General features: G+C 69.0%; 21 protein-coding genes. 4 read left to right on the plus strand and 17 right to left on the minus strand.

The genetic code is table 11. The features are described from left to right. Window positions 1–20: 20 nt before the first annotated feature. The gene (locus JJJ14_RS03225) at window positions 21–1,763 is read right to left on the minus strand and encodes a sodium:solute symporter family protein (protein ID WP_101559463.1); all 1,743 of its coding nucleotides are present in this window, start codon (window positions 1,761–1,763) and stop codon (window positions 21–23) included. Window positions 1,764–1,993: 230 nt separating this feature from the next. On the opposite strand from JJJ14_RS03225, the gene JJJ14_RS03230 reads away from it, so the two are divergent. Next, entirely contained in the window at window positions 1,994–2,560 is a 567-nt protein-coding gene (locus JJJ14_RS03230) for a ribonuclease H family protein (RefSeq protein WP_201444666.1), read from the plus strand. Between the two features lie 109 nt (window positions 2,561–2,669). After that, window positions 2,670–3,152 carry a GtrA family protein gene (locus JJJ14_RS03235; protein WP_201444667.1) on the plus strand — a complete coding sequence of 161 codons (483 nt, stop codon included), beginning with the start codon at window positions 2,670–2,672 and terminating at the stop codon, window positions 3,150–3,152. A 17-nt stretch (window positions 3,153–3,169) separates the two neighbouring features. Here JJJ14_RS03235 and JJJ14_RS03240 read toward each other — a convergent pair whose 3' ends face one another. The 14 genes from JJJ14_RS03240 to JJJ14_RS03305 form a co-directional block, all read right to left on the minus strand. Further along, on the minus strand, window positions 3,170–3,895 hold the full coding sequence (locus tag JJJ14_RS03240) for a response regulator transcription factor (RefSeq protein ID WP_201444668.1): 726 nt from the start codon (window positions 3,893–3,895) through the stop codon (window positions 3,170–3,172). Beyond that, entirely contained in the window at window positions 3,892–5,190 is a 1,299-nt protein-coding gene (locus tag JJJ14_RS03245) for a sensor histidine kinase (protein WP_201444669.1), read from the minus strand. Before JJJ14_RS03245 ends, JJJ14_RS03240 begins: the two co-directional genes overlap by 4 nt. Beyond that, window positions 5,187–6,080, minus strand: a complete 894-nt coding sequence (locus JJJ14_RS03250) for an ABC transporter permease (RefSeq protein ID WP_065363027.1) — start codon at window positions 6,078–6,080, stop codon at window positions 5,187–5,189. The genes JJJ14_RS03245 and JJJ14_RS03250 overlap by 4 nt, the downstream gene beginning before the upstream one ends. Continuing rightward, window positions 6,077–6,988, minus strand: a complete 912-nt coding sequence (locus tag JJJ14_RS03255; protein ID WP_141407331.1) for an ABC transporter permease — start codon at window positions 6,986–6,988, stop codon at window positions 6,077–6,079. The genes JJJ14_RS03250 and JJJ14_RS03255 overlap by 4 nt, the downstream gene beginning before the upstream one ends. After that, window positions 6,985–7,914: an ABC transporter ATP-binding protein gene (locus tag JJJ14_RS03260; RefSeq protein ID WP_201445059.1), complete on the minus strand. Its 930-nt coding sequence runs from the start codon at window positions 7,912–7,914 to the stop codon at window positions 6,985–6,987. The genes JJJ14_RS03255 and JJJ14_RS03260 overlap by 4 nt, the downstream gene beginning before the upstream one ends. Before the next feature lie 370 nt (window positions 7,915–8,284). Then, window positions 8,285–9,469: an acetate/propionate family kinase gene (locus tag JJJ14_RS03265; protein ID WP_101586544.1), complete on the minus strand. Its 1,185-nt coding sequence runs from the start codon at window positions 9,467–9,469 to the stop codon at window positions 8,285–8,287. A gap of 117 nt (window positions 9,470–9,586) precedes the next feature. After that, on the minus strand, window positions 9,587–11,641 hold the full coding sequence (gene pta, locus JJJ14_RS03270; RefSeq protein WP_201444670.1) for a phosphate acetyltransferase: 2,055 nt from the start codon (window positions 11,639–11,641) through the stop codon (window positions 9,587–9,589). A gap of 173 nt (window positions 11,642–11,814) precedes the next feature. Further along, on the minus strand, window positions 11,815–12,861 hold the full coding sequence (locus tag JJJ14_RS03275; RefSeq protein ID WP_201444671.1) for a PepSY domain-containing protein: 1,047 nt from the start codon (window positions 12,859–12,861) through the stop codon (window positions 11,815–11,817). 21 nt (window positions 12,862–12,882) lie between these two features. Then, window positions 12,883–13,284, minus strand: coding sequence for a hypothetical protein (locus JJJ14_RS03280; protein WP_070512188.1), 402 nt, complete (start codon window positions 13,282–13,284; stop codon window positions 12,883–12,885). A gap of 178 nt (window positions 13,285–13,462) precedes the next feature. Continuing rightward, the gene (locus tag JJJ14_RS03285; RefSeq protein WP_201444672.1) at window positions 13,463–14,236 is read right to left on the minus strand and encodes a sulfite exporter TauE/SafE family protein; all 774 of its coding nucleotides are present in this window, start codon (window positions 14,234–14,236) and stop codon (window positions 13,463–13,465) included. Between the two features lie 132 nt (window positions 14,237–14,368). Beyond that, the gene (locus JJJ14_RS03290) at window positions 14,369–14,842 is read right to left on the minus strand and encodes a pre-mRNA-splicing factor (protein ID WP_201444673.1); all 474 of its coding nucleotides are present in this window, start codon (window positions 14,840–14,842) and stop codon (window positions 14,369–14,371) included. A 937-nt stretch (window positions 14,843–15,779) separates the two neighbouring features. Then, window positions 15,780–16,706 (minus strand): myo-inosose-2 dehydratase, encoded by a 927-nt coding sequence (iolE, locus tag JJJ14_RS03295; RefSeq protein WP_201444674.1) that lies wholly within the window; start codon window positions 16,704–16,706, stop codon window positions 15,780–15,782. 243 nt (window positions 16,707–16,949) lie between these two features. Beyond that, the gene (locus tag JJJ14_RS03300; RefSeq protein WP_201444675.1) at window positions 16,950–18,605 is read right to left on the minus strand and encodes an MFS transporter; all 1,656 of its coding nucleotides are present in this window, start codon (window positions 18,603–18,605) and stop codon (window positions 16,950–16,952) included. Between the two features lie 95 nt (window positions 18,606–18,700). Continuing rightward, the gene (locus tag JJJ14_RS03305) at window positions 18,701–19,897 is read right to left on the minus strand and encodes a Gfo/Idh/MocA family protein (RefSeq protein ID WP_201444676.1); all 1,197 of its coding nucleotides are present in this window, start codon (window positions 19,895–19,897) and stop codon (window positions 18,701–18,703) included. Between the two features lie 280 nt (window positions 19,898–20,177). On the opposite strand from JJJ14_RS03305, the gene JJJ14_RS03310 reads away from it, so the two are divergent. Together JJJ14_RS03310 and JJJ14_RS03315 are read left to right on the plus strand one after the other, a co-directional pair. Further along, window positions 20,178–21,257: a LacI family DNA-binding transcriptional regulator gene (locus tag JJJ14_RS03310; protein ID WP_201444677.1), complete on the plus strand. Its 1,080-nt coding sequence runs from the start codon at window positions 20,178–20,180 to the stop codon at window positions 21,255–21,257. An 86-nt stretch (window positions 21,258–21,343) separates the two neighbouring features. Then, window positions 21,344–22,306: an aldose-1-epimerase gene (locus tag JJJ14_RS03315; protein WP_201444678.1), complete on the plus strand. Its 963-nt coding sequence runs from the start codon at window positions 21,344–21,346 to the stop codon at window positions 22,304–22,306. A gap of 619 nt (window positions 22,307–22,925) precedes the next feature. Here JJJ14_RS03315 and iolG read toward each other — a convergent pair. Together iolG and JJJ14_RS03325 are read right to left on the minus strand one after the other, a co-directional pair. Further along, entirely contained in the window at window positions 22,926–23,915 is a 990-nt protein-coding gene (iolG, locus tag JJJ14_RS03320) for an inositol 2-dehydrogenase (RefSeq protein ID WP_009747366.1), read from the minus strand. 190 nt (window positions 23,916–24,105) lie between these two features. Next, window positions 24,106–25,182, minus strand: coding sequence for a transaldolase family protein (locus JJJ14_RS03325; RefSeq protein WP_043537578.1), 1,077 nt, complete (start codon window positions 25,180–25,182; stop codon window positions 24,106–24,108). Window positions 25,183–25,302: the final 120 nt, after the last annotated feature.

Consider the following 25,302-nt stretch of genomic DNA (forward strand, 5'->3'; position numbering starts at 1 on the left):
CTTCGTGTGTCCGGGCCGGACTAGTGGAAGATGCTGTTGAGTACGATGACCAGGACCCCGGCGATGATCCCCAGCGGGATCGGACGGCGGTACCAGGGCAGCTCGTGCAGGTGCGGGTCGGTGCGCTCGCTCTTGGGGGTCAGGGCGTAGACGAAGCCCTTGAGCTCGGAGTCGGGCTTCGGCTTCGTGGCCATGGAGACCAGCACCGTGATGACGACGTCGACCGTGAAGGCCACTCCCGCCGCCAGGAAGGCGCCGCCCTGTCCCGGCATGACCAGGTGCTTGGTCCAGATGAGGATGTTGACCCCTAGGGCGCCCAGGGTTCCGCTGATGAGGCCGATCCAACCGGCGTGCGGGGTGGCCCGCTTCCAGAACATCCCGATGATGAAGGTCGCGAACAGCGGCGCGTTGAACATCGAGAACAGCGTCTGGAGGTAGTCCATGAGGTTGGAGTAGCTCGACGCGATGATCGCGGTGAGGATCGCGACCACGGAGGCCGTCAGGGTCGAGAGCTTGCCGACCATGAGGTAGTGGGCGTCGTCGGCGTTCTTCTTGATGTAGTGCTGGTAGATGTCCACGCCCCACACGGTGTTGAAGGCGGAGATGTTCGCCGCCATGCCCGCCATGAAGGAGGCCAGTAGACCCGTGATCGCCAGCCCCAGCAGACCGTTGGGCAGCAGGTCGCGCATGAGGTAGAGGACCGCGTCGTTGAACTGGTATCCAGCCCCGGAATCTGCCTTGAGCTGTTGGATCTCCGAGACCATGACGCCGGCGACCATTCCCGGGACGATGACGAGGAAGGGCACGAACATCTTGACGAAGGTGCCGATGATCGGGGTTGACTGGGCCGAGGAGATCGAGTCCGAGGCCATGGCCCGCTGCACCTCGACGAAGTTCGTCGTCCAGTATCCGAAGGACAGCACGAAGCCCAGGCCGAAGACCAGGCCGACGACGGACAGCAGGTTGGAGTCGAAGCCGGAGATCGAGTTGCCGGGCCAGGAGTGCAGCTGCTGAGCCGCGACCTTGGCTGCCTCGCCGGCGTCGTCGGGGTGGGCGGCCGTGGCAGCGGCAGTGATCTTGCTGGTCAGGCCGTGCCAGCCGCCCACGCGGTGCAGGCCGATGAGGGTCAGGGGCAGCAGGGCCGCCACGATGACGAAGAACTGGAGGACCTCGTTGTAGATCGCCGCGGAGAGCCCACCCATGGTGATGTAGGAGAAGACGATGACGGCCGCCACGATGAGCCCCACCCACAGGGGCCATCCCAGCAGCCAGTTCATGATCTTGCCCAGCAGGTACAGGTTGATGCCGGCGATGAGCAGCTGGGCCAGGGCGAAGCTGAGCGCGTTGACCAGGTGCGCGGCGGTGCCGTAGCGCTTGAGCATGAACTCGGGCACCGAGCGCACCTTGGAGCCGTAGTAGAAGGGCATCATGACCAGACCCAGGAAGATCATGGCCGGGACTGCGCCGATCCAGAAGTAGTGGAAGGTCGGCATGCCGTACTCGGCGCCGTTGGCCGACATTCCCATGATCTCGACGGCGCCGAGGTTTGCCGAGACGAAGGCGATACCGGTCACCCAGGCCGGCAGGGAGCGGCCCGAGGTGAGGAAGCCATCGGCTGTGGCCGCCTTGGCGCGGGCGATGAGCCCGACGCCGATGACGAAGGCGAAGTAGATCGCGATGGGGATGTAGTCGTACCAGCGTGCGGCGATGAGTGTGCCGGGTGACGCTGACGAGGCTGACAGAGCGTTCAGCGTGGAGGACATCGGTGTACCTCTCAAGGGATAAGTGTTCACATGGGCAGGGTCGTTCATGCCCGCCCGGCAGGCTAACATAATCCGTCCTGAGCAGGGCTTTTGCGGCTGGCTGCACGCCAGGGAAGATCGTGCGAGTTCGCTGAGTGGGGTGCGTGTCCAGCCAGGCGCACCGGTACGTGAGCACGGCGGACGAGGGTGGGTGACCGGCCGGTGGGCCCGCGGTGGGTAGAGTGCCCTCCATGACGCTGACTGCTGCTGCCGACGGCTCCTCCCTGGGCAACCCGGGACCGGCCGGCTGGGCCTGGTACGTGGACGATGACTGCTGGGCCGCCGGAGGCTGGGAGAGCTCGACCAACAACCGCGGCGAGCTCACCGCCGTCCTGGAGCTCCTGCGGGCCACCGAGGCCGCCGGGCTCGCCGGCGAGGAGCTCCTCATCCAGTGCGACTCCCAGTACGTCATCAACTCCCTGACCAAGTGGCGCCACGGCTGGAAGAAGCGCGGCTGGCGCAAGGCCGACGGCAAGCCCGTCCTCAACGCCGACCTCGTCAAGGACCTCGACGCTGCGCTCGCGGGCCGCACCGTGCGCTTCGAGTGGGTGCGCGGGCATGTCGGTCACCCCATGAACGAGGCCGCCGACTCCCGGGCCCGCGGCGCCGCCACCGCCTTCCAGCAGGGCCGCCCGGTGCCTGAGGGGCCGGGCTGGACCCGCGGCGGCCGGGCCCCGGGGAACCGGGAGACGCAGCAGGCACCTGGTGCCACGCCGTCGAGCGCCCCCACCAAGCCACAGACCGACGCCCTGTTCTGACGGCGAAAGAACGGGGCCCGCAGCCCGCAGGGCCCCGTGAGCGTCTCTCACAGAAACGGCACAGGTCCGTCAAACACGTGGCTTAAGGCCTCCGGCGAGGCTTACTGCCATGACGACGACGAGCCCCGCCCTCCCCGCTTCCCGCCCGACGATCCTGAACCGCCTGGCCGGCCTGCGCCGCCGCATCCCCACGGTCGTCCTCTTCGCCGCCGTGTCCTTCACCGGCTGGAGCGTCGACTACGCGCTGGTCCTCATCCTCAACTCGCTGACCGACTCGGTCCTCTACGCCGTCCTCGGAGCCCGGATCGTCTCCTGCACCCTGGGCTTCCTGCTCAACCGGCGCCTGTTCGGGGCTGGCCCGGAGACCTTCTGGCGCTCGGCCGGCGGCTACGCGGCGGTCCAGGGCGGGGTGGCGGCGACGTCCTACGCCGGCATCGCGGTCCTCACCGGTGCCGGCGCGCCCCTGTGGCTGGCCAAGGTGCTGGTGGACTCCACGCTCTTCATCGTCAACTACCTGGCCCAGTCCCGCCTCGTCTACCGCGTTCCGGCGCAGCAGCCGGTCCCGGTCCCGACCCTGGCCACCGCGGCCTGAGGGGGCGGGGCGGAGGCTCAGGACTGGGCGTCACGCATGAGGATGACGAGCTGGACCCGGTCGCGCAGGTCCAGCTTGGTCAGGATCCGGGTGACGTTCTTCTTGACCGAGTCCGGGGCCAGGACGAGGCGCTGAGCGATCTCCGCGTTCGTCAGCCCCTGGGCCACCAGGTCCGCCACCTCGCGCTCGCGGGGGCTGAGATCGTCGAGGCGCTGGCGTGCCGCGCGCTGACGGGGTGAGGCCACGGGGCTGAGCATGTGCCGGTTGAGCAGCTCGCGGGTGATGCGCGGAGTGAGGATCGCGTCCCCGGAGCTGACCGCCCGCAGCGCCTGGTGGAGGTCGGCCGTGCGGGTGTCTTTGAGCAGGAACCCTGAGGCGCCGGCCGACAGCGCCCCGAAGGCGAACTCGTCCTGGTCGTAGGTGGTCAGCACCAGGACCCGGATCGAGGGGTAGAGCTGGGAGATACGGGCCGTGGCATCGATCCCGTTGAGCACCGGCATGCGTACGTCCATGAGGACGACGTCGGGAAGCGGCCGGCGCTCCTCAATCAGGGCGGCGAGCTGGTCGAGGGCGTCCTGACCGTGGACGGCCTCGGCCGTGACCTGTAGGTCGTCGGCCCGGTTGATGATGAGGGACAGACCCATGCGGGTGGCTCGCTGGTCATCGACGATCATCACCATGATCGGGGAGCGGCCGCTCGATGAGCCCCCGGTGCCAGGCCCGGAGGGGGCGGATGGAGTCATCGTGATGCCCCTTCCGGGAAGGGGACGAGGGCGTGCAGCACCCAGCCGGATGCGCCCTCATCGGTCGCGGGGCCGGCGGACAGCATGCCGCCGTGCTCGCCGACCGTGGCGGCCAGGTTGGCCAGCCCGTGGCCGGCCGTCGGGGGCGCCTGCGTCGAGCCGGGGGCGCCGCGACCGTCGTCGGACACGGTGATCCGGGTGGCGGCCTGATCGTGGTCCAGGGAGACGACGACGCGCGTGGCGCCCTCTGCGTGGCGCATGACATTGGTCAGGGCCTCCCGGACGACGACGTAGACGACCTCCCCGAGGGCCTGACTGTCCACGGCGTCGAGGGGGCGCCTGCCGGTCTCGGTGAGAGCTGCACTGATACCGGTGGCTCTCACCGTGGTCAGCAGGTCGTCGAGCCGGTCCCAGCCGGCTGCGCCCGAGGGGGACTGCGGGCCCTCCGAGACCCGGTCGGTGAGGGGATCGGTGGTCTCGGCGTTGTCGGGGGAGGGGCCCGGTGCCGTCTGGAGTGAGGCGACGGCGCGTCGGGTGTCGGCCAGACCCTCGCGGGCCAGGGCGTTCATCATGTCAATGGCCTCATCTGTCTGTGGGCTGCCGCCGGCCCCCTGCATCCCCTCGGACAGGGCGATGATCGCGGTCAGGGCGTGGCCCACGGAGTCGTGGAGCTCGGCCGCCACCCGGGCCTGGTGGCGGGCGGCGTCGCGCTGGGCGACCAGCCGATGTTCGGCGGACTGTGCTGCCAGCTGGGCGTCCCCGTGTTCCAGGGCCTCCCGGCGTGAGCGGGAGATCGAGGCCACCGCGAGCACGAGGACCAGGATGAGGATTCCCGGGCTCAACGTGCTCACCTGTGGCCACTTGGCCAGTGCCGTGGGGACGAGGGTGCACAGCGCGCTGATGCTGAAGCCGATGATTCGGTCGCGGGTGGGGGCGGCCACGAGCAGGGCGTAGAGGGCCAGCATGGACAGCAGGTTGAGTCCGCCGCGCGTCCCCCACAGGTCGACGGCGCCCGAGGCCAGGCTCGTGACAATGACGACGGCGAGGGGCCAGCGGCGTCGGGCCACCAGTGAAGCAGCGAGCAGCAGGGCGACGATCACCCAGCCTCGCAGGGGCAGGTGCGGGTAGGTGTACGAGGCCACGTTCAGCACCATCAGCTGGAAGAGGCCCGCGGCCCCGGCCACCGCCCACAGGGTCAGGGCGCTGGTACGCCACCACTGAGCCACCCGGTCCAGGAGGGTCCGCGGGACCCGGGAGACGTGTGCCGGCTCGGGCACTGCGGGAACGTGGCTCATGACTGTCGCCTCACTGCGCGGCGCAGAGCCAGGGCCAGCAGGGCCACCCACACCAGGCAGATGACGCCCTCGAATGCTGCGGCGCCCGGTGAGGCCACGTTGCCCGGGCTCATAGCGGACGTGGTTCGGGTCAGTGAGGCTGCGGGGTTGAGGACACTCAGCGGTCGGGCCGCGAGAAGCATCGCCATCCCCGCAATGGTGCTCAGCAGCACGGTGGACATCGTGGTGGCGAAGGACGTCATGACCGCGCCCAGCCAGGTGACGAAGGTGAGGATGACCCACATTCCCAGCGCGACGACGGCGAAGCGCGGCAGGTAGGCGACCAGACCCACCAGGTTGAAGCCCAGGGCGAGGCCCGTCACCGCGGTGGTCAGGGCCAGGACCGCGGTGGTGAGAGCCGCGACCTGGAGCCCGTGCAGCAGCTTGCCCGCAACCATGGCGGTCTCCAGCCCGGTGGCGCTCATTCTCTGCCAGTTTCTTCCCTGGTGCTCACTGCTGGCGATCTGCGCGGCGAAGGCACCCAGCGCCAGCGGCAGGAACAGCATCGAGAGCAGGAGCGTGGACTGGGACCACGTGATCTCCCAGGTGGCGCCCTGAGCCTCGAACTGGCTGCGGTAGCTGCGGTACTGCAGGTAGCCGGACAGGGAGCCTAGGGAGCACAGGATGGTGACGGCGACCCAGTACCACCGGTTGGGGGCCTTGCGGTTCTCCCAGTACCAGGCGGCTCGCACCGACGGGCGGGACTGGGGAGCGGGTGGAGCAGACCGGCTCAGGATAGTCGGTTGCGGCGTCGTGGATGGGCCGGAGGGACCGGGGAGCGTTGACGGGTGCTGAGCGGGCCGGAGGGGCCGGCCTGCCGTGGAACGTGTGACTGGTGCGGTGGTGCTCATCGGTGATTCTCCTGGTGGACGATAACGAGGTGGGCGGCGACGGTCCACCCGACCGCGACCAGCGCGGCGAGCGCCGCCAGGGTCCACGGCTGGGACGCGAGTGTCATGTCGCCGATTTCCCGCATGGACTTGTAGGAGGCGACCGTGTCAATGGGGGTGGCGGCCGGAACGATGCCCCAGGGCAGCAGCCATGAGAACTTCCCGAGGTAGGCGTAGGGCAGGCTCTCGGCGATGAGACCGCCGATGGCCGCCACCCCCAGGCCGATGCCCTGCTTGTCGAAGCAGGTGGACAGCGTCAGCTGGACCGCGGAGATGGCCAGCGTTGAGCATGCCACCACCACTAGGGCAGGAGGCAGCGTGCGCCAGTAGGAGTCGGTGACGGTCAGCCCGATCGGGCCGGCCAGCACGGTGACAAGTGTGAAGAGGGCCGTCTCCATGCACAGGACCGTGAGGATCACGATGACCAGCTTGCCCCGGTAGCGGGTCAGGGCGCTCTGCCCCAGCGCGGTCATCAGCTGCCCCATGCGCTCCTCGGTGTCCACGGTGACGATGCGCGAGGCCAGGACCGCGGTGATGAGGGGCATGAGGAAGGCGATGATCTGGATGAACTCATCCAGGGCGAGCGTGGCGTGGCGTGCGGCAACCGGGCCGCTCGCCCGATGGGTGATGAGCATGCTGCACCATGCCAGGCACACGGCGGTGGCGCTGGCGGCGATGAGCCAGTAGCGCTTGCGGCGCAGCTTGCCCAGCTCGAGGGCCAGGGTGGTCCACGCCCTGCTCAGCGGAGAGATGGGGAGTGCGCGCGGCGCCGCCGGTCGCGTCGGGGGCTGTGTCAGGTGCTGTGTCGGTGGTGTTGGCTGCGCGGCCGTGGTGGCCGCCGGGCCCGCTGTACTCACTGGGGTGCTCATCGGTTCATCTCCTGAGAGGCGAGGGGCGGCTGGGCGGCCAGGACCGGCTCGGTCAGCTCCAGGAAGGCCTGCTCGAGGGTCTTGCGCACGGTCTGGACCCGGTAGACGGTCGTCCCGGAGGAGACGATGCGGGTGATGAGCTCGCCGACGACGTCGTCGGGCATCATGGGGGTGCGCACGGCGCCGTCCCGCACCTCGTGGGTCACCCCGAGGGAGGTCAGGAGCGCGGCGACGGCCGCGGGCTCGGAGACGAGCAGCTCGATGACCCCCTCGTCGCGCAGCCCGGCCAGGGTGCCCTGATAGCGCAGGCGTCCGGCGCAGATGATGCCGACGGTGTCGGCCATCTGCTCGATCTCGGACAGGATGTGGGAGGAGACGATGATCGTCACGCCCTCCTGGCGGGCCAGGGTGACGATGAGCTGGCGGATCTCGGCCACCCCGGCGGGGTCGAGCCCGTTGGTCGGCTCGTCCAGGAGCATGAGGGCCGGGTTCGACAGCAGCGCCATGGCCAGTCCCAGGCGCTGCTTCATGCCCATGGAGTAGTGCTTGACCTGCTTGTTCTCCTGCCCGACGAGGTTGACGGTGGCCAGGGCGTGCTGGACGCGGTTGGAGGCCAGCCCCAGGTAGGAGGCCACCATGGCCAGGTTCTCCTTGCCGGTCAGGCTCGGGTAGTAGGAGGGGCCCTCGATGAGGGAGCCGATGGTTCCCGGCGGCAGGGGGTGGCGCTGGCTGACCGGGCGTCCCAGGACGCTCATGCTGCCCGACGTCGGGCGGGTCAGTCCCAGCAGGAGCTTCATCGTGGTGGACTTGCCTGCACCGTTAGGGCCCAGGAAGCCGTAGATGCCGCCGGCGGGCACGGACAGGTTCAAGCCGTCGACGGCGTTGACACCGTTGTAGGTGCGGGTCAGTCCCTCCGTGACCACCACGAGTCCCTCCGAGGGGGAGGAGGCGGCTGGGGCGGGCACGGCGCCGGGGGCGGCCGGGGCGGGAATGAAGGGCGTTGCCGGTTGCGGAGCCGGTGCGGGGGCCGGCGCGCCCCCGTTCATGGCTGCGGTCTGGGGCAGGTGTGTTGTTGGAGGGGCGGGGGGCCTTGGTGTGCTGGTGACAGGTGCGTTGCTCATGACTCCATGGAAGCCCTCAGGCCCTCGCGCGCGCACCGCCGTCGGCCGGTTTGTCCCCCCTGGGGGACGACGACGGTGCCGCAGCATCCCCTGGTGGGGCGGCTGCGGCACCGCGTGATCGTCCTGGCCCGGCAGTGCTGGGCGTCAGATCCTTGTGCGCACTTCCGGGAGCGGCTCAGATGAGGGTGAGCGCCTGGCGCGCGATGGCGAGCTCCTCGTTGGTGGGCACCACGAGCACGGTGACCTTCGAGTCCGGGGTGGAGATGACGCGCGGCTCGTCGGAGCGGGTCTCATTGACCTCCTGGTTGATCTTCACACCCATGAAGCCCAGGCGCTCGCCGAGCTCGCGACGCAGGTTCGCGTCGTTCTCGCCGATACCGGCGGTGAAGGTCAGGGCATCCAGACCACCCATGACGGCGGTGTAAGCGCCCACGTACTTCACGAGCCGGTGCAGGTAGATGTCCATAGCCTCGCGGGCCTCCTGCTCACCGGCGCCGATGCGCTTCCACACCTCGCGCATGTCGTTGTCCCCGGCCAGGCCCTTCATGCCCGAGCCGCGGTTGAACAGGTGGTCGATCTCGTCGATGGACATGCCGGCCACGCGTGCCAGGTGGAAGACGGCGGCCGGGTCGATGTCGCCGGTGCGCCCGCCCATGACCAGGCCCTCCAGCGGGGTCAGGCCCATGGAGGTGTCCACGGCGTGCCCGGCCACGACCGCCGAGGCCGAGGCCCCGTTGCCCAGGTGCAGGACGACCTGCTTGAGGTCGTCGCGCCCCAGGAGCTCGGAGACCGCCCCGGAGACGAACTGGTGGCTGGTGCCGTGAGCCCCGTAGCGGCGGATGGAGTAGGTGTCGGCGACCTCGCGGTCCAGGGCGTAGCGGGCGGCCTCCTCGGGCAGGTCCTGGAAGAAGGCGGTGTCGAAGACGGCCACGTGCGGCACGTCGGACAGGAGGCGGCGCCCCACCTCGATGCCCTTGAGGTGGGCGGGGTTGTGCAGCGGGCCCAGCGGCACGAGCTGCTCGATACGGGCCACGACGTCGTCGTCGATGAGGGCCGGGCCGGAGAAGTAGCGCCCGCCCTGGACGACCCGGTGGCCCACGGCCACGATGTGGGCGTCGGCCAGCGAGGGGCCCTGCTCCTCGAACAGGCGCAGCACCTCGGACAGGCCGAAGCCGTGGTCGGGGACCGGCTCGGTGATCTCGGTGCGCTCCTCGCCGTGCTTGTGGGTGATGGCGCCGGTCTCCTCACCGATGCGCTCCACCAGGCCCGAGGCGAGCGAGGCGCCCGAGTCGGGGTCGACCAGCTGGTACTTGATGGAGGAGGAGCCGGAGTTGATAACGAGGACGGTGCGCTGAGTCACGGGGTGCCTTTCAAGAACGGTCGGGGATGAACGCGGGGATGACTGGATGACTGATACCGGTCCCGGGTGGGCCTCAGCGGCGTGGGGCCGGGTCCCGGCCCCACGCCGCTGAAGGGCTCAGCCCTGGGCCTGGATGGCGGTGATGGCGACGGTGTTGATGATGTCCTCCACCAGGGCGCCGCGCGAGAGGTCGTTGACCGGCTTGTTGAGCCCCTGGAGGACCGGGCCGATGGCGATGGCGCCCGAGGAGCGCTGGACCGCCTTGTAGCCGATGTTGCCGCTGGACAGGTCCGGGAAGATGAAGACGTTGGCCCGCCCGGCCACGAGCGAGTCCGGGGCCTTCTTGGCGGCCACGGTCGGGTCGATGGCGGCGTCGTACTGGATGGGGCCCTCGACGGCGAGGTCGGGCTCCTTGGCCCGCACCAGCTCGGTGGCCTCACGGACCTTGTCCACGTCCGCGCCCTTGCCGGAGGTCCCGGTGGAGAAGGACAGCATCGCCACGCGCGGCTCGACGCCGAACTGGCGGGCGGTGGCGGCCGAGGAGATGGCGATGTCGGCCAGCTCGGCGGCGTTGGGCTCGGGGTTGACGGCGCAGTCGCCGTAGACGAGCACCCGGTCCTGCAGGAGCATGAGGAAGACCGAGGAGACGATCGAGGTCCCCGGCTTGGTCTTGATGATCTGGAAGGAGGGGACGATCGTGTGGGCGGTGGTGTGAGCGGCGCCCGAGACCATGCCGTCGGCGTCTCCCATGTGGACCATCATCGTGCCGAAGTAGGACACGTCCTGGACCTTCTCGCGGGCCTGCTCGAGGGTGACGCCCTTCTTGGCGCGCAGGCGGGCGAACTCCTCGGCGTACTTCTCCAGGAGCTCGGGGTCGTCCGTGGCGACGACCCGGGCGGCGGCGATGTCCAGGCCCAGCTCGGTGGCGCGGGCCCGCACCGTGGTCTCGTCACCCAGCAGCACCAGGTCGGCGATGCCACGGCGCAGGATGGCGTCGGCGGCCCGCAGGACCCTGTCGTCGTCGGGCTCGGGCAGGACGATCGTCTTGCGGTTGGTGCGCGAGCGCTCCACCAGCTCGGCCTGGAACATGATGGGGGTGACGACCTCGGAGGGCTCGACCTCCAGGGCCGACAGGAGGGCCTCGACGTCGGCCTCCTGCTCGAAGGTGGTCATGGCGACGTCGATCTTGCGCTCGGAGCCGTGGGCGAGCAGGCCCTGCAGGGAGCCGGCCGCGGAGGCGGCGGCGAAGGTGTCCAGCGGGGAGGTGATGACCGGGATGTTGACGTCCAGTCCCTCCAGGAGGCGCAGCGCGTGGGGAGCCACCTCGAAGCCGCCGTTGAGGACGAGGCCCGACAGGATCGGGAAGCTCGAGGAGGCCTGGGCCGCCATGAGGGAGATGAGCATGGCGGAGCGGTCGGCCGGGACGATGGCGAGCTGTCCCGCGGTCAGGCGCTCCAGGACGTGGGAGACGTCCATGGCGCACACGAGGACGGACTCGGCCTCGCGGTCGAGGAGTGTCTCGTCACCGGCGATGAGGGTGCCCTCGACGGCGTCGAGCACCTCGCGCACCACCGGGGCCGCCAGCAGCGGCACCTCGGGCAGCGTGGTGGAGGTGATGCCCTCGATGGCGGTCAGTGCCTCGCCGACGGTCTGGCGGGTCTCAGGCAGGCACTTGTTGGCCACGACCGCGACGGTGCGGGCGTGGTTGTCGGCGATCTCGGCCATGGAGACCTCCACGGAGGCGACGACGTCCTCCACGTCATTCTGCCCGGAGACCACCAGCAGCACCGGGACGCCGATGTTGGCGGCCACCCGGGCGTTGAGGGCCAGCTCGGGGTTGCCGGCGACGTCGGTGAAGTCCGAGCCGTCGATGATGACGACGTCGTGCTCGCGCGCCATGGCCCGGTAGGCGTCGACGATGCGTGCCAGAGCCTCCTCGGGGTCGGCGTGGAACTCGTCCCAGGTCGCGCCGACGCACTGCTCGGGGGGCGTGGTGGAGCCGGCACGGTTCAGCAGGAGGCTGAGGAAGGCATCGCCCTCACGGCTCTCCACGAAGGGGCGGAAGACGCCGACCTTGGCGACCACCTTGGTCAGACAGGAGACCAGCCCGAGGGCCACCGTTGACTTCCCGGTTCCGGCGTTGGGTGAGGCGATGTAGATACTGCGCGCCACGTTAGGTCCTTCTCGCGTTGTCTTGGAGTCAGGGGCGCCGGCTCATTCCGGTGCCGTACGGGTCCGATTGTGCCCCCACCTGCGGGTCGTCTGCGACCAAAGGCCCGATCTCCGCCCGTCTTGTGATGTGGGAACGGGCACATACTCAGGTGCCGGCATAGGTGTCATAGGTGCTAGTCCGCCCGAGTGGTCGGCCGGTGGCCGGGCGTGGAGGGGATCGCAGTTCGCCCGGTCCCGGGGTCGACGTTCACTGCGATGCTCACCGCGACGTCGTCGGGGGACTGCCCCGAGGCGAGCCGTTCTCCGTGAGCGACCCAGACCGTGTACGTCGACGACGGGTCGCTGGGTTGAGGCAGGAACAGGGCGACCGCCTGTCCGCCGCCGGCCTCCTGCGCGGCGGCGACGGCGCGATGAGGCCCGATGTCCTGGGTCTGGCCCGTGCTGGTTGATCCTGCCGGGGACTGGTGAGCGGTCATGGAGGCCGGTGCGGCCGGTTGGGTGGGGCGGATGTTGAACGCGCTGGCGTAGTAGCCCCACAGGAACAGCAGGGGGAGGAGGACCAGTCCGGCCGCCTTGAGCAGGTCGGTGTCCCGGGAGAGGCTCTGGGTGCGCCGGCGGGCGGACAGGGCAGTGCGTCGATGGCGCTGCAGCGGCCACCACGTGCGCAGCCCACTGACGGTCAGGACCGCGAGGACCACTCCCAGGGTGGCGACGACCAGCCCCCCGACGGTCAGGCCCCGGTGACCGTCACGCCAACCGGTGTGGGGGATCTCCTGGGACATCCAGCTCACGTGGCCGGGCCCCCGACAGGACAGCAGACAACGGTGCAGGTTGTCCAGGACGGAGACCCAGGCCGGGTTCGCCGTGGCCCTGCTGGTCTCGTGCCCGGTGGAGGGTTCGATAGCGTAGGTGGCCTGCTCGGTCCGCACCTCGACGACGTCGGTGTCCCACCTTGCCGACAGGACGGGCTCGTCGGGATGGGCGTTCTTGATCGTCTCGACCGCCTGAGGCAAGGAGTCCTGACCGGAGCCGGCGTCGTGGGTGGAGACGGTCGGGTTCAATGCGCGCAGGATCTCCCCCTGGTGGGGCAGGAGCATGCCGCTGAGAGTGATGATGAGCATCCCGAGGGCGGCCGCCGCCGACAGCCAGCGGCGCACGTGGGCCATCGCCCGGCGGGTGCGGGAGGGTGGGGAGGGGAGGGGAGCGACCGAGGGATCCATGGCAGTCTTCACCGGGGAGGGCTAGGACCCGGCGGGGGCCAGCAGGGCGGCCACGGCGCACAGGCAGGTCAGGACCGCAATGAGGGCGTAGACGAAGTAGCCGTGCTCGCGCCGCCGCCACAGGGAACAGGCGCCACTGACGCTGATTGCGGTGCCGGCGACCTGGATGACCAGGGCGGCGCCGACGGCCAGGGGGCCCGCGGCGCCGATGACGGGAGCCAGGGCGTAGACGATGACGCACCTGAGGCCCGAGGCCCACAGTCCCAGCATGACGGCATGGATATCGGCGCTGACCAGGAAGGGGGCTGCCGCCTCGTCCTGCGTGACGGGGGAGGTGATCGGGGATGCGACAGCGTCGACGTCGTCGCCGGCCACCTCGCCGGGCGAAACGTCAACATAATCAATACTGGCCGTACTCTTCATACTGATGAATACGGTAACGGTCAGGATAAATCGCGTCAACGCTCCGCCATGGGCTGGCGATGTGATGTCAGACAGGCGTGTTTGAGGGAAATAACCGCTGGTGGGAGCCTGTTTTGTGGGCCGGAGAAATAGGGGTCGTGCGGCTGCGTGCCGGACGCGGCCCGGCAGCCGGACCGGGCTAGCGCAGCAGGGGCAGTGCGGAGATGACGGTCAGGACGACGATGATCGGCTCGAAGACCCGCTGATCCATGTGCTCGGCGAGGCGTCGGCCGGCCAGGGCCGAGGCGATGACGACCGGTGCGGCGATCGCCGCCAGCGACAGGGTCGTGGGGTTGACCAGGCCGGCTGAGACGGAGAAGGGCAGCTTGACCAGGTTGACCAGGAAGAAGAACCAGGCCGTTGTCCCCAGGAAGGCCTTGACCGGATAGCGGCAGGCCAGGAAGTACATGGAAGTCACCGGCCCGCCGGCGTTGGCGACCATCGTGGTGAAGCCGGCCAGGCTGCCGTAGACCAGTCGGGCCAAGCGGCTGCCGGCCGGGGTTGGGACGGCGGCCTCGGGCACGTCGTCGGACCTGTTCCTGGTGGCCGAGCGGCGCTGGTACAGCGTGACGGCGACCAGGATCAGCAGGATGGTGCCGATGAGGCGGCGAGTGGAGTCGTTGGAGGCCAGGTGCAGGAACAGAGCGCCGGCGCCGACGCCGGCCAGGACCGCCGGGACGAGCCTGCGCAGCATACGGAAGTCCGCGTCGCCGCGATAGCTCCATACTGCCAGCAGGTCGCCGGTCATGAGCATGAGCAGGATGGCGCCGGTGGACTCCTTGGCCGGCAGTGCCGCGGTGCACAGGGCCACGGCGATGGTGGCAGCCCCGGGCAGGGCGGTCTTGGCGATACCGCACAGGGCCGCCACGACTACGAGCAGGATCCAGGCGGTGGTGGTCAAGGTGGGGAGCACGGGACCTCTCAGCGGTGAGAAGAGTCGGAGTCTGGTCTGAACTTTGTCCGGACTAATCATAGCCATCGACGGCGAGGGCCGGTGGGGTCCTCGCCGTCGGCGGTGGCTTGCGTGAGTGCTGCCGAGGCTGCGTCAACGGGGTGCCGCAGCGGTGCGCAGCAGCGTGGCGATCCCGGAGACACCCAGGAAGATGAGTGCCGTTGCGGGCAGGGTTGCACTGAGCAGGTGGTCCCAAAGAGCAGTGCGCTGGGTCGTCAGTCCGATCCCGTGAAGCAGGCCGAGAGCGGCTGCTCCTGCGCCGATCGAGAGGATCGAGACCGCGGCTCGCAGCGCCCGTCTGGCAGCCGGCCAAGGGGTGATGAGCTGCAGCGGGGGCAGGGCCGCCCAGGCCGTGATCCCGGTGATGCCGCAGACAAGTGCGCTCGAGGCGGGTGAGGAGTCATGGAGGAGGTGGTCAATCATCCCCTGGACCGCGACGAACCAGAAAAGGGTGCAGTAGGCGACCAGCAGACCGTCGCTCCAGGTGAGGCGGTGATCCGTGCGCTCCCAGCGGCGGACATCGGAGAAGAACCCACTCACTGTGCCTGAAACCTGCATCGAGGACATGTCCCTTCCTCCTGTGCGTCATCACGGTCAAGAGTGCCCTTTCCAGAATAAACCCGCCGGTGCGCTTGAGCGAAGGGTGATGGTCGTCGGGTCGCGGCGAGGCAGACGGTCCGCCTTGGCCGGTGTCCTTCGGCACTCTGGCAACGACGATGCTCCCGACTGTGCTGTCTCCTCACTTCTGAGACATTTGAGTGTCATGACTTCTGAGACACTCGCTCGGGCGGGAACCTTGGGCAGGCTGGTGGCCCTGGGGTCGAGGACGGGCCGAAGGGAAGAGGTCTGGCGGGTCCTGGTGTCCATGGTGCTGACATTAAAGGCGCACCGGCGCTGCATGCCGGAGAGAAACCGCAGGATTTCAACGATCTCTGCTGGGTGCTTTGACGGCAGGCTCGTTCATGTCAGCGCTGTGGACACCGGGTCGCGCAGGAGTGAGTCCGGGGTTGTTACGGCAGAGCGGCTCCTCCGTCACAGGTTCTCCTCCACCGCTCCCTGACCGTCGTCTGCGCAGGGTCCCGGTGGTCATGGTTGGACGCCGGCTCTGCCTTGAGTCTCGCCTGGAGTCGGCCCGAGTCGGCCTGCTCCACGAGGGTCGGGATCCACTGACCAAGGGTTGTGCGTACTGCACGAAGGCCCCACCTACCCAAAGTGCACCCAACCCTCCTCCAGTAGCACCCCACCCTCGTGCATTGCGTCCAGACGATGCCGGCAGCCACCACAGTGACCGGGGCAGTCTGCTCCGGCAGGCCGAGGCATCAGCTCTCCGTCCGGCAGACCCACCCCCGACCGGTGTCTTGAGACGTCATGACATCCGAAACTCTCAGAAGTCATGAGACAACACAGACGACGCTCCCGACCATCACTGGTCGGGAGCGTCGAGGTGAGGCGTCAGCCGGTGGGGTCCGCACGGAGGGGGAGTCCGCACGAACCTCGCGACGTCTCAGGCCTTGAAGAGGGTTCCCTCAAGGTAGGCGCGTGCCTTGCGGGCGTACTCCAGGGGGTTGGCGATGGCCGGGTCCTGCTCGGCCTCCACTAGGATCCACTCGGAGTAGCCGTGGTCCACGAGGACCTTGTAGGGCACGGTGAAGTCGATCGTGCCGTCGCCGGGGACGGTGAACATGCCGGCTAGGAAGGAGTCGAGGAAGGAACGCTCGGCAGCCTTGGACTCCTCCATCTTCTCGGGACGCACATCCTTGAAGTGGACGTGCTTGACGCGGTCGATGGTGGCCTCCAGCAGGCCCATGACGTCGCCGTCGCCCACATAGGCGTGGCCGGTGTCGAACAGGAGGGAGACCTTGGCCGGGTCGGTCAGCTCCATGAGGCGGATGGTCTCCTCCTTGGTCTGGATGACCGTGCCCAGGTGGTGGTGGTAGACGAGCTCCAGACCGTGGGCGTGGGCGACGTCGCCCAGCCGGTTGAGGCCCTCGGCCAGCACCGGCCACTGCTCCTCGGTGAGCACCGGCTTGTTGGTGAAGATGCAGACGTCGCGGATGCCCTGGACCGAGCCGGTCTGCTCGGAGACGACGACGCGGGTGGCGCCCAGGTACTCCAGGTAGGCGCAGGTGGCCTCGAAGTCGGGGATGACGGCCTCGACGCCGTCGCGCAGGATGAAGGAGGAGAACCACTGGGCGACGATCTTGATGCCGCGGGCCTCGGCGGCGGCCTTGACCTCCTCCTTGGGCGGGAAGAAGCCGGCGCACTCGGTACCCGCGTAGCCGGTGTCGGCCAGGTCCAGGAGCATGTCCTCCAGGGTGTTGAAGGCGCCGACCTCGGGGATGTCGTCATTGCGCCAGGTGATCGGGTGCATGCCCCAGGAGATGCCGTGGGGGTCGGAGATGGCGGTTGCAGGGTCGAGGGTGAAGGACATCGTTGCTCCGTGTTCTCGCTCGGGTGGTGATGTGCGGTGGTCAGTGGATATGTGCGGTGAGGTGGCAGTGACGCGCGGGCGGCTGCTGCGCCGTCGGCTCGGGGCCGCCAGTGGTGCGCTCCCGGGAGGAGGGTGCCGGCGTCGGTGCCGGGCGGTGGGCCCGTGCCTCGAACCTAGCAACAGGACTTTGTCCTGACAAGCCCTTCTCGGGTCCTCCCGGGAGCGCGTGTGCTGGGGGCGGGGTCAGGAGTAGAGCTTCTCCATCTCGACCTCGATCTCCTCCAGGGACTTGTCCTTGGTCTCCGGCATGATCTTGAACAGGACGACGGCGACGACCAGGTTGAGCACGCCGTAGATGGTGTAGGTGATGCCACCGCCCAGGGTCTCCATCATGGGCGGGAAGGTCCAGGTGATGATGGCGTTGGCGGTCCACATGCAGAAGATCGCCGTGCCGTTCATGATGCCGCGGACGTTGGCCGGGAAGATCTCACCCATCATCGTCCACACGATCGTGCCGTTGGAGGACTGCACGATGAGCATGAAGACCGACATGAGCCCCAGGATGAGGTAGGCGGCCCAGGTGGGCGGAGTGGTGTGGTTGGCCATGTGCGGGGCGATGAAGAACTGGAAGGTCGCCGCGATGCCCAGCAGGGTGATGCCCACGCCGATGACGTCGCCGATGAGGACCTGGCGGCGCCGGAACTTCAGGATGAGCCAGATGCCGATGGCGGAGCCGATGACCGACATGACGCCGTTGGCCACCTGTGCGGTGATGGAGGCCGAGGTGGACATGCCGGCGTACTCCAGCACCTTGGGGGCGTAGTACATGACGGTGTTGACGCCGGTGGTCTGGTTGACCACGGCCAGGAAGATGCCGACCAGCAGCAGCTTGCGCAGCCAGGGCGTGGCCATGACGTGGCTGAAGCCCTTGCGCTGGGTCTCCTCGTCCTTCTCGTGCCGGCGGGCCTCGACCATCTCCATGATCTCGTCCTCGATGGAGCCGTCCTTCTCCGGGACGCGCACGCGCTTGAGGGCGCCGATGGCGTCGTAGAGGCGCTCCTTGGCCAGGTACCAGCGCGAGGACTCGGGCATGAGGCGGATGCCGATCCACAGGGCCACGGCCGGGATGGAGCACAGGACCAGCATGTAGCGCCAGGCCTCGCCGTTACCGGCGCTGATGCTGAGCTGGTCGAGGAAGGCGTGGTACTGCTCGGCGTTCATCGGGCCGCCCTTGGAGGACTGGAGCTTGGCGATCTCGTCGAAGACGTACTGGCCCGGGGTGAAGTGCCCGCTGGGGTCCTCGGCGATGGTGACCCGCGGGCCGCCCTGGAGGGAGTTGATGATGGCGTTCATCGAGAAGGCGAGCAGCTGGCCGGTGACGATCATGAGCTGGTCGATGGCCACGATGGAGCCGCGGATGCGTTTGGGTGCCGTCTCCGCCAGGTAGACGGGGACTGTCGCGGAGGCGGCGCCGACGGCGAAGCCCAGGACGACGCGGAAGGGGTACATGACCCAGACGTTGGGGGCGATGGTGGTGCCGATCGCGCCGGCGAAGAACAGGAAGGCCAGGAAGGTGATGTTGTGGCGCCGGCCCCAGCGGTCCGACATCAGGCCGCCCAGCAGCGCGCCCAGCGCCGCGCCGACCAGCAGGGTGCCGCCGATGGCGCCCTCCTCGAAGGAGGTCAGCTGGAGGCCCTTGGCGTCGAAGGGCATGTACATGTACGGCAGGGCGCCGGATATGACACCGGTGTCGTACCCGAAGAGCAGTGAGCCGAGCGTGGCCACGGCGGCGATGGCGATGACGCCGCGGTGCTTGCCCGAAGGCGGCGTCTCGGCCACCGCCTTGTTGAGCTCTTCCCTGGTGAGTCCACGCAGGGACGTCGTGACTCCCTGAGACATAGGGGGTCTCCTCTCAGTCCTGCGGCGGCGATGCCGCAGGGGTTGTCGTGATGGGTGGGTGGTGGAGTGAAGAGATAGGTGCGGTGTGGGGCGGCTCAGGCGTCGAAGGTGGTGCGTCCCTCGACACGGGGGACCTCGTGCCACTGGCCGTCGGCTGCTGAGGCGACGACGGCCTCGTCGACCTCCGCGGCGCACCAGGCGTCGGCGGCCGAGGGGGCCACCTGCTTGCCGGTGAGGATGGACTCGATGAACTGCGCGGCCTCGATGGCCTTCATGTCGTCAAAGCCCATGGAGGTGCCGATGGCCGGCTGGAAGCGCTGCCACTGGCCCCACTGGGGGCCGGCCATGGCGCGGGTGTAGCCGTGGGAGGCGCCGCCGTCGAGCACGGGGCAGATCTCCAGCTCGTTGAGGCGCTCGAAGTTCCAGCGGGCCGAGCCCTTCGTGCCGTAGACCTCGACGACGTACTCGGCGCGCGGTCCCACGCTGACGCGGGAGGACTCCATGGTGCCCACGGCGCCGTTCTCGAAGCGCACGAGCATGGAGACGTAGTCCTCGTTCTCCACCGGGCCCACCTCGTCGCCGATCTCGAAGCCCGAGTGGCCGATGCCCATCTTGGTGGGGATGGGGCGCTCGGTGATGAAGGTGTCGGTGACCGCGGTGACTGAGGCGATGCGACCCACGATGTACTGGGCCAGATCCGCCCCGTGGCTCATGAGGTCGGGCACGACGCCGGCCCCGGCCTTCTCCTTCGAGGCCCGCCAGGTCAGGGGGCCCAGGGGGGAGGAGTTGTAGTCGGCGATGAACCACACGCGCACGTTCGTGATCCGGCCCAGCTCGCCGCCGCGTACCAGGGAGCGCAGGTACTCGATGGCCGGGGTGTGGCGGTAGTTGAAGCCGACGGCGGTCATCAGCCCCGCCTTCTCGGCGGCCTGGGCGATCTGCCGGGACTGCTCGGCGCTGACCCCCATGGGTTTCTCGATCCAGAAGGGCTTGCCGGCCTCGATGGCGGCCAGGGCCATCTCGTGGTGGAGGAAGTTGGGGGCGCAGATGGAGACGGCCTCCACCTCGGGGTCGGCCAGCAGGTCGCGGTAGTCGGCGTAGGCGCGCTCGAAGCCCAGGTTGTCCACCGCCTCCTGACGCACCTCGTCCACCGGGTCCGCGGCGGCGACCAGGCGTGGAGTCACCCCCAGCTCGGGGAAGCGCTCGGCGATGGCGCGGTAGCTGCGGGAGTGAAGCCGTCCCATCCAGCCCAGGGAGATGACTCCGATGCCCAGTATTGACTTATTGGCCATAACGGTCCTTCCCGACAACATTGTCGGCTGCTGCGTGTGTGGAGGTGTCTCCGGAAGCCCCAGGAGACACCCGTCGTTAATGACGTCACAGGAAGATATCAGAGCAACTTTGTCCTGACAAGAGGGAAGTATGAGGTCTGATGTCCTCTCTAAGCAGGGCCTCGTGCTCACCGGTGTTGTCGGATAGGATGTGCTCAACCGGTGTCCAAGGATGGACCCCGGATCCCGCGGATCGTGCCGGTCCGTGAGGCACAACGGCGTGGAAGGGGAGACGTCTGCCGTGGAAGGACCTCGAGGACGAGGCGGGCGGGTCACGATCAGGACCGTCGCCGAGCGCGCCGGCCGTTCCATCTCCACCGTCTCGGCGGCTCTCAACGGCTCCGACGGCGTCGCCGAGAAGACCCGTGGCGAGATCCTGCGCATCGCCTCCGAGCTCGGCTACCAGGCCGACCCGCGCGCCCAGTTCCTGCGCCGTAGCCACACCGGGCTCATCGGTGCCAGCTTCGCCATTGGGCAGGCCTACCAGGGCCTCATTGTGGACGGGCTCTTCCAGGCGGCCTCCGCCCTGGAGCACGCGCTGGTGCTGGCCACCTCCACCCCGCACCGTGATGTGGCCGACGGGCTGCGCTCACTGCTGCTCCAGCGCTGCGAGGGCCTCATCCTGGTCGACCCCGACCTCTCCGTGGACGCCCTGGCCGGCATCGGGGACCGTCCGCCGGCGGTCCTCATCGGGACCAGTATCGAGATGGAGGACGTCGATGAGGTCCACTCACGTGACGACGTCGGCATCCAGATGCTCGTCGATCACCTGGTCGACACCGGGAGGCGCTGCATCACCCACGTGGACGGCGGGAAGGAGACCGCCGCGGGACGACGCATCCAGAGGTTCGGCCAGGCCATGGAGAGCCGGGGGCTGGGGCGAGGCGCGCGGGTGGTGCCCGGGGGAGGTGATGAGGACAGCGGCGCCAGGGCGGTCCGCCACCTCATCGAGGCCGGTGAGCTGCCCGAGGCGCTCCTGTGCTTCAACGATCACTGCGCCGTCGGTGCTCTCATGGAGCTGCGCCGTCAAGGGGTGAGGGTGCCGCAGGACCTGGCCGTCACCGGCTACGACGGCATCCCGGTCACAGCGGCCTCGGCCTTCTCCCTGACCACGGTGCGTCAGGACGCCCGCCTCATCGCCGAGGTGGCGGTCCGGGCGCTGCTGGCCCGGATGCACCCGGGTCAGGATGGCAAGATTCCGGCGGAGGTGGCCGGTGAGGACCGGCCTCTGGGGGGCCGCCTCTACCGGGTGGTCCCCGAGCTCGTTGTCCGCGACACGACGGCCCCGCCGCGCGAGCGTCAGGCTGAGGCCTGTGCCTGATGCGGCACGCGGCTACGGTAAACCTCACCGAGGAACGAGGAAGCTATAACCGAGGGGCGCACGCCCCGAACACTGGGACAGGAACCATGATTAACGGAGAACTCATCGACCTGGTCGCCGGCGACTATGAGGCGCGCATCGCCTCATCGGGTGCCATGCTCGTCCACCTGCGCCGCCAGGGGCGCGATCTCATCATGCCCTTCGACGCCGAGGCCACGCTGCCCGCCGGCTGGCAGGGCAAGACCCTGTTGCCGTGGGCCAACCGCATCGCCGGGTCCCGCTACGACTACGCGGGCACCGAGTTCCTCGTGGGCTGCAACGAGCCGGCCAGTGGCTCGGCCCTCCACGGCCTGGCCGGCTGGATGGACTGGCAGGTCGCCGACGACGACCCCTCCGGCCCCGACGACGGCGCCCCCCGCAGCCGCGTCGTCCTGGAGCTGAGCCTGCTGGCCTCCTACGGCTACCCCTGGAGTCTGGAGGCCAGCGCCTGCTTCGAGCTCGACGCTGAGCGCGGACTGAGCGTGACCGTGACCGCCACCAACGTCGGTGCGGCCCGCCCCGCCCCGCCGGTCCCAGGCGCGCCGGAGGTCAAGGGTGAGCCCGCCCCCGCTCCCTACGGCGTGTCCTGCCACCCCTACCTGACGCGCTCGGTGCCCCTGGACGACTGCGTCCTGACGATCCCGGCGGCCGAGGTCCTCGACGTCGACGAGCACATGGCCCCCACGCACCGGCGCAGCGTGGAGGGCACCGACTGGGACTGGCGGGGCGGCCGGCTCGTCGGGGCCACCCAGACGGACAATGCCTACACCGCCCTGCCCGAGGGCACATGGGAGGTGAGCCTGCGCGGCGGGCAGGGGAACCGCGCCGTCGTCATGAGCTCAGACGTCCCCTGGGTGCAGGCCTACACCGCCGACGAGCTCTCCCGGCCCGGCGTGGCCATCGAGCCCATGACCTGCCCTCCCAACGCCTTCAACAGCGGGGAGGACCTCATCGCCCTCAAGGTGGGGCAGACCCACTCCTTCACCTACCGCCTCCACGAGGAGGACTGAGCGCGCACGCGGCCTGTACCGAGTGTCTTGTCGCCTCACTTCTGAGGTGCGGCGGGTTGCTTGCCCTGGAACTGACGGCGGCGGGATCGAAGGGAAGGGGGCTGGTGGGGCGTCAGTGTCCATGGTGCTGACATCAACCCCGCTCTGGCGCTGCACACCGGAGAGAAACCGTAGTATTCCAACGATTTCTATGGGGTGCTTCGACGTCGGGCCCGTTAATGTCAGCGCTGTGGACACTGGCTGCCGGCAGGATCGACTCCGCGGGGCCCTGGCGGCCGTGCCGGATGCTCTCGCCCCGATGCCGGCTCCGGCCCGAGTCCTGCCCTGAGTCTGTCTGGTCCACGAGGGTCGGGATCCACTGGTCGGGGGTTGTGCGTACTGCACGAAGGCCCCACCTACCTGGAGTGCACCCGACCCTCCTCCAGTGGTCCCTGCCCCTCGTGCAGTACAGGTCAGGCGCCACCCGAGCGGCTGCGAGCAGTTCAGCCAGCCCCGGCCAGCCTCGGCCAGCACAGTGGAGTGGCTCGACTGAGGCCGCGACGAGGCGCTGAGAACGCGGGTGGGCGTCGTCGAGACGGAATGCTCGACGACGCCCACCGCGCGTCAAAGGGGGCGGTGCTCAGCTCAGACGCACCGGCTGCCCGGAGTGGGCCGACTCCGTGGCGGCCTCGGCCAGGCGCAGGGCGGCGATGGCGTCCTCGATGCCGGTGGGAGGCGTGGTGCCGGCCTCGACGGCCTCGATGAAGGCGCTCAGCTCGATGCGGTAGGCGTCGGCGTAGCGCTCCAGGAAGAAGTCGAGGTAGGGCTCCTGGGCGTCGGTGACCTCGCCGTTGGACAGGCGCACCGTGGTGGCACGGATGTTCTCGGCGAACAGGGCGCCCTCGCGGCCCGAGGCCTCGAGGCGCTGGTCGTAGCCGGAGGAGCAGTGGCGGTTGTTGATGATCGTGGCCACGGCGCCCGAGGCGGCCTTGAGGGTGACGACGGCGGCGTCGAAGTCGCCGGTGTCCTTCAGGGCCGGGTCGAGGTTCTGCCCGGCGGCGTAGACCTCCTCGATCTCACCCAGGAAGAAGCGGGCGGTGTCGAAGTCGTGGATGGTCATGTCGCGGAAGATGCCGCCGGAGACCTTGATGTACTCCGCCGGCGGGGCGGCCGGGTCGCGGCTGATGATGGTCAGCTGCTCGATATCGCCGATCTTGCCGGCCTCGACCGCGGCGCGGGCGGCGGCGAAGCTGGGGTCGAAGCGGCGGTTGAAGCCGAACATGACGGGGACCGTGACGGCATCGAGCTCGGCCTGGGCGGCCTCGACGTCCTTCATGTCCAGAGCGATCGGCTTCTCGCACAGCACCGCCTTGCCCGCCTTGGCGGCGGCCAGCAGGTGGGGGATGTGCAGCGGCGTGGGGGAGCCGACGATGACGGCGTCGATCTCGGGGTCGGCGAAGACCTCCTCGGCGTCCTTGCAGGACCGGGCCCCGTAGGTGGCGGCGAGCTTCTCGGCCGCGTCCTCGAAGGGGTCGCAGACCAGGGCGAGTTCGGCCTGGGGGTGGGCGGCGATGGTCTTGGCGTGGACGTGGCCGATGCGGCCGGCACCGATGACGGCGATGGAGAGCATCCTTGCTCCTTCTGCGTGTGAGTGGGTGTGTGGGGTGGTGTCTGAACTGCGGACAGTGGTGGGGTGGGCGGTTCGACGGCGCGGAACGTGTGGACATGACCGAACACGCCGTGGACCCGCCCGGTGCGGCGGGTGCCGCTGCGGTCGTCCGGGCCCCCACCGGGACCCGGACGATCCCGACTGGAGTCGATCAGGGCTGGGGCATGATGACGTCGCGCACCAGGGCGTCCAGGTCGGCGTCGGCCTGGAGGAATCCGCGCAGGGTGCGGCGGGTCGCGCCGAAGGTGTCGAACTCCTCGGGCGTCATGCCGTCGGGCTCGTAGGCGCGCACGAACTCGGGGATCGACAGGAGCGTCTCCATGATCTCGGGGGCCACGGGCTCGTTGATGCGCTCGACGACCTTGTAGTCGGAGTCGTTGATGAGCTTCTGCCAGGCGAAGGGCGGGGAGACGACCAGGTCGCCGCCGACCAGCTCGGACCACTGCAGCACGTTGCGGAAGGCGGCCGACAGCACGCGGGCGCGCAGGCCCCGGGCCTGGAACTCCTGGTAGGCGCGCTTGAGGGCGGCCACGCCGCCCCACTCCAGGTGACCGGGGTCGATGAAGAGCTTGTCCCGCTTGGCCACGATCTTGAGCCAGTCGTCCAGGCGGCCGCCCATGAGGGTAACGACCGGACCCATGGTGGAGACGTCCTTGCCCTCGGCCTCGCGGCGCTTGAGGCCGCGCTCGATGGCCTCACCGGTGGCCACGGCCTGGGGCACGGAGAAGGAGACGGTGACGTTGACCGACACACCCCGGTAGGTGGCGTCCTCAATGGCCTTGACGCCCACGGAGGTGGCGGGGATCTTGACGATGATGTTCTTGGCCAGGTTGGAGAACTCCTCGGCCTGGTCGGCCAGGGCCTTGGCGCTGCGGGCCAGGCGCGGGTCGGTCTGCATCGACAGGCGACCGTTGCGGCCCTTGTGCTCCTCGAAGATGGGCTCGAGCAGCGTGGCGGCCTCGATGCTCATCTCGCGGACAACCTGCCAGCCGATCTCGGACTCGGTGGCCTCGGGCATCTCCTCGGCCAGCTCGGCGATGCGGGGGAGCCACACGTCCTTGCGCTGGTTGATGCAGGTGTAGGCGATGGTGGGGTTGCAGGTGGCGCCGACGCCGCCGAAGGAGATGGACTGGCGCAGCTCGTCGGGGTCGGCTGAGTCGTTCCACAGGGCGGTGGGCGTGTTGCGGGCGGCGTCGAGAAGGGGTCCGGGGGTGTAGTCGATGCTCATCGGTTCTGTGCTCTCTTTCGGGTTCATCCGCGCAGGCGTCCTTGCAGCCGCGGTCCGGTAGCCCCTATTGAAGTGTGCTCGACGGCATCTGTCAATAAAATGTCAGGACAAAGATTCCTG

The organism is Actinomyces sp. HMT 175, from assembly GCF_016694895.1.
Lineage (GTDB): Bacteria > Actinomycetota > Actinomycetes > Actinomycetales > Actinomycetaceae > Actinomyces > Actinomyces oris.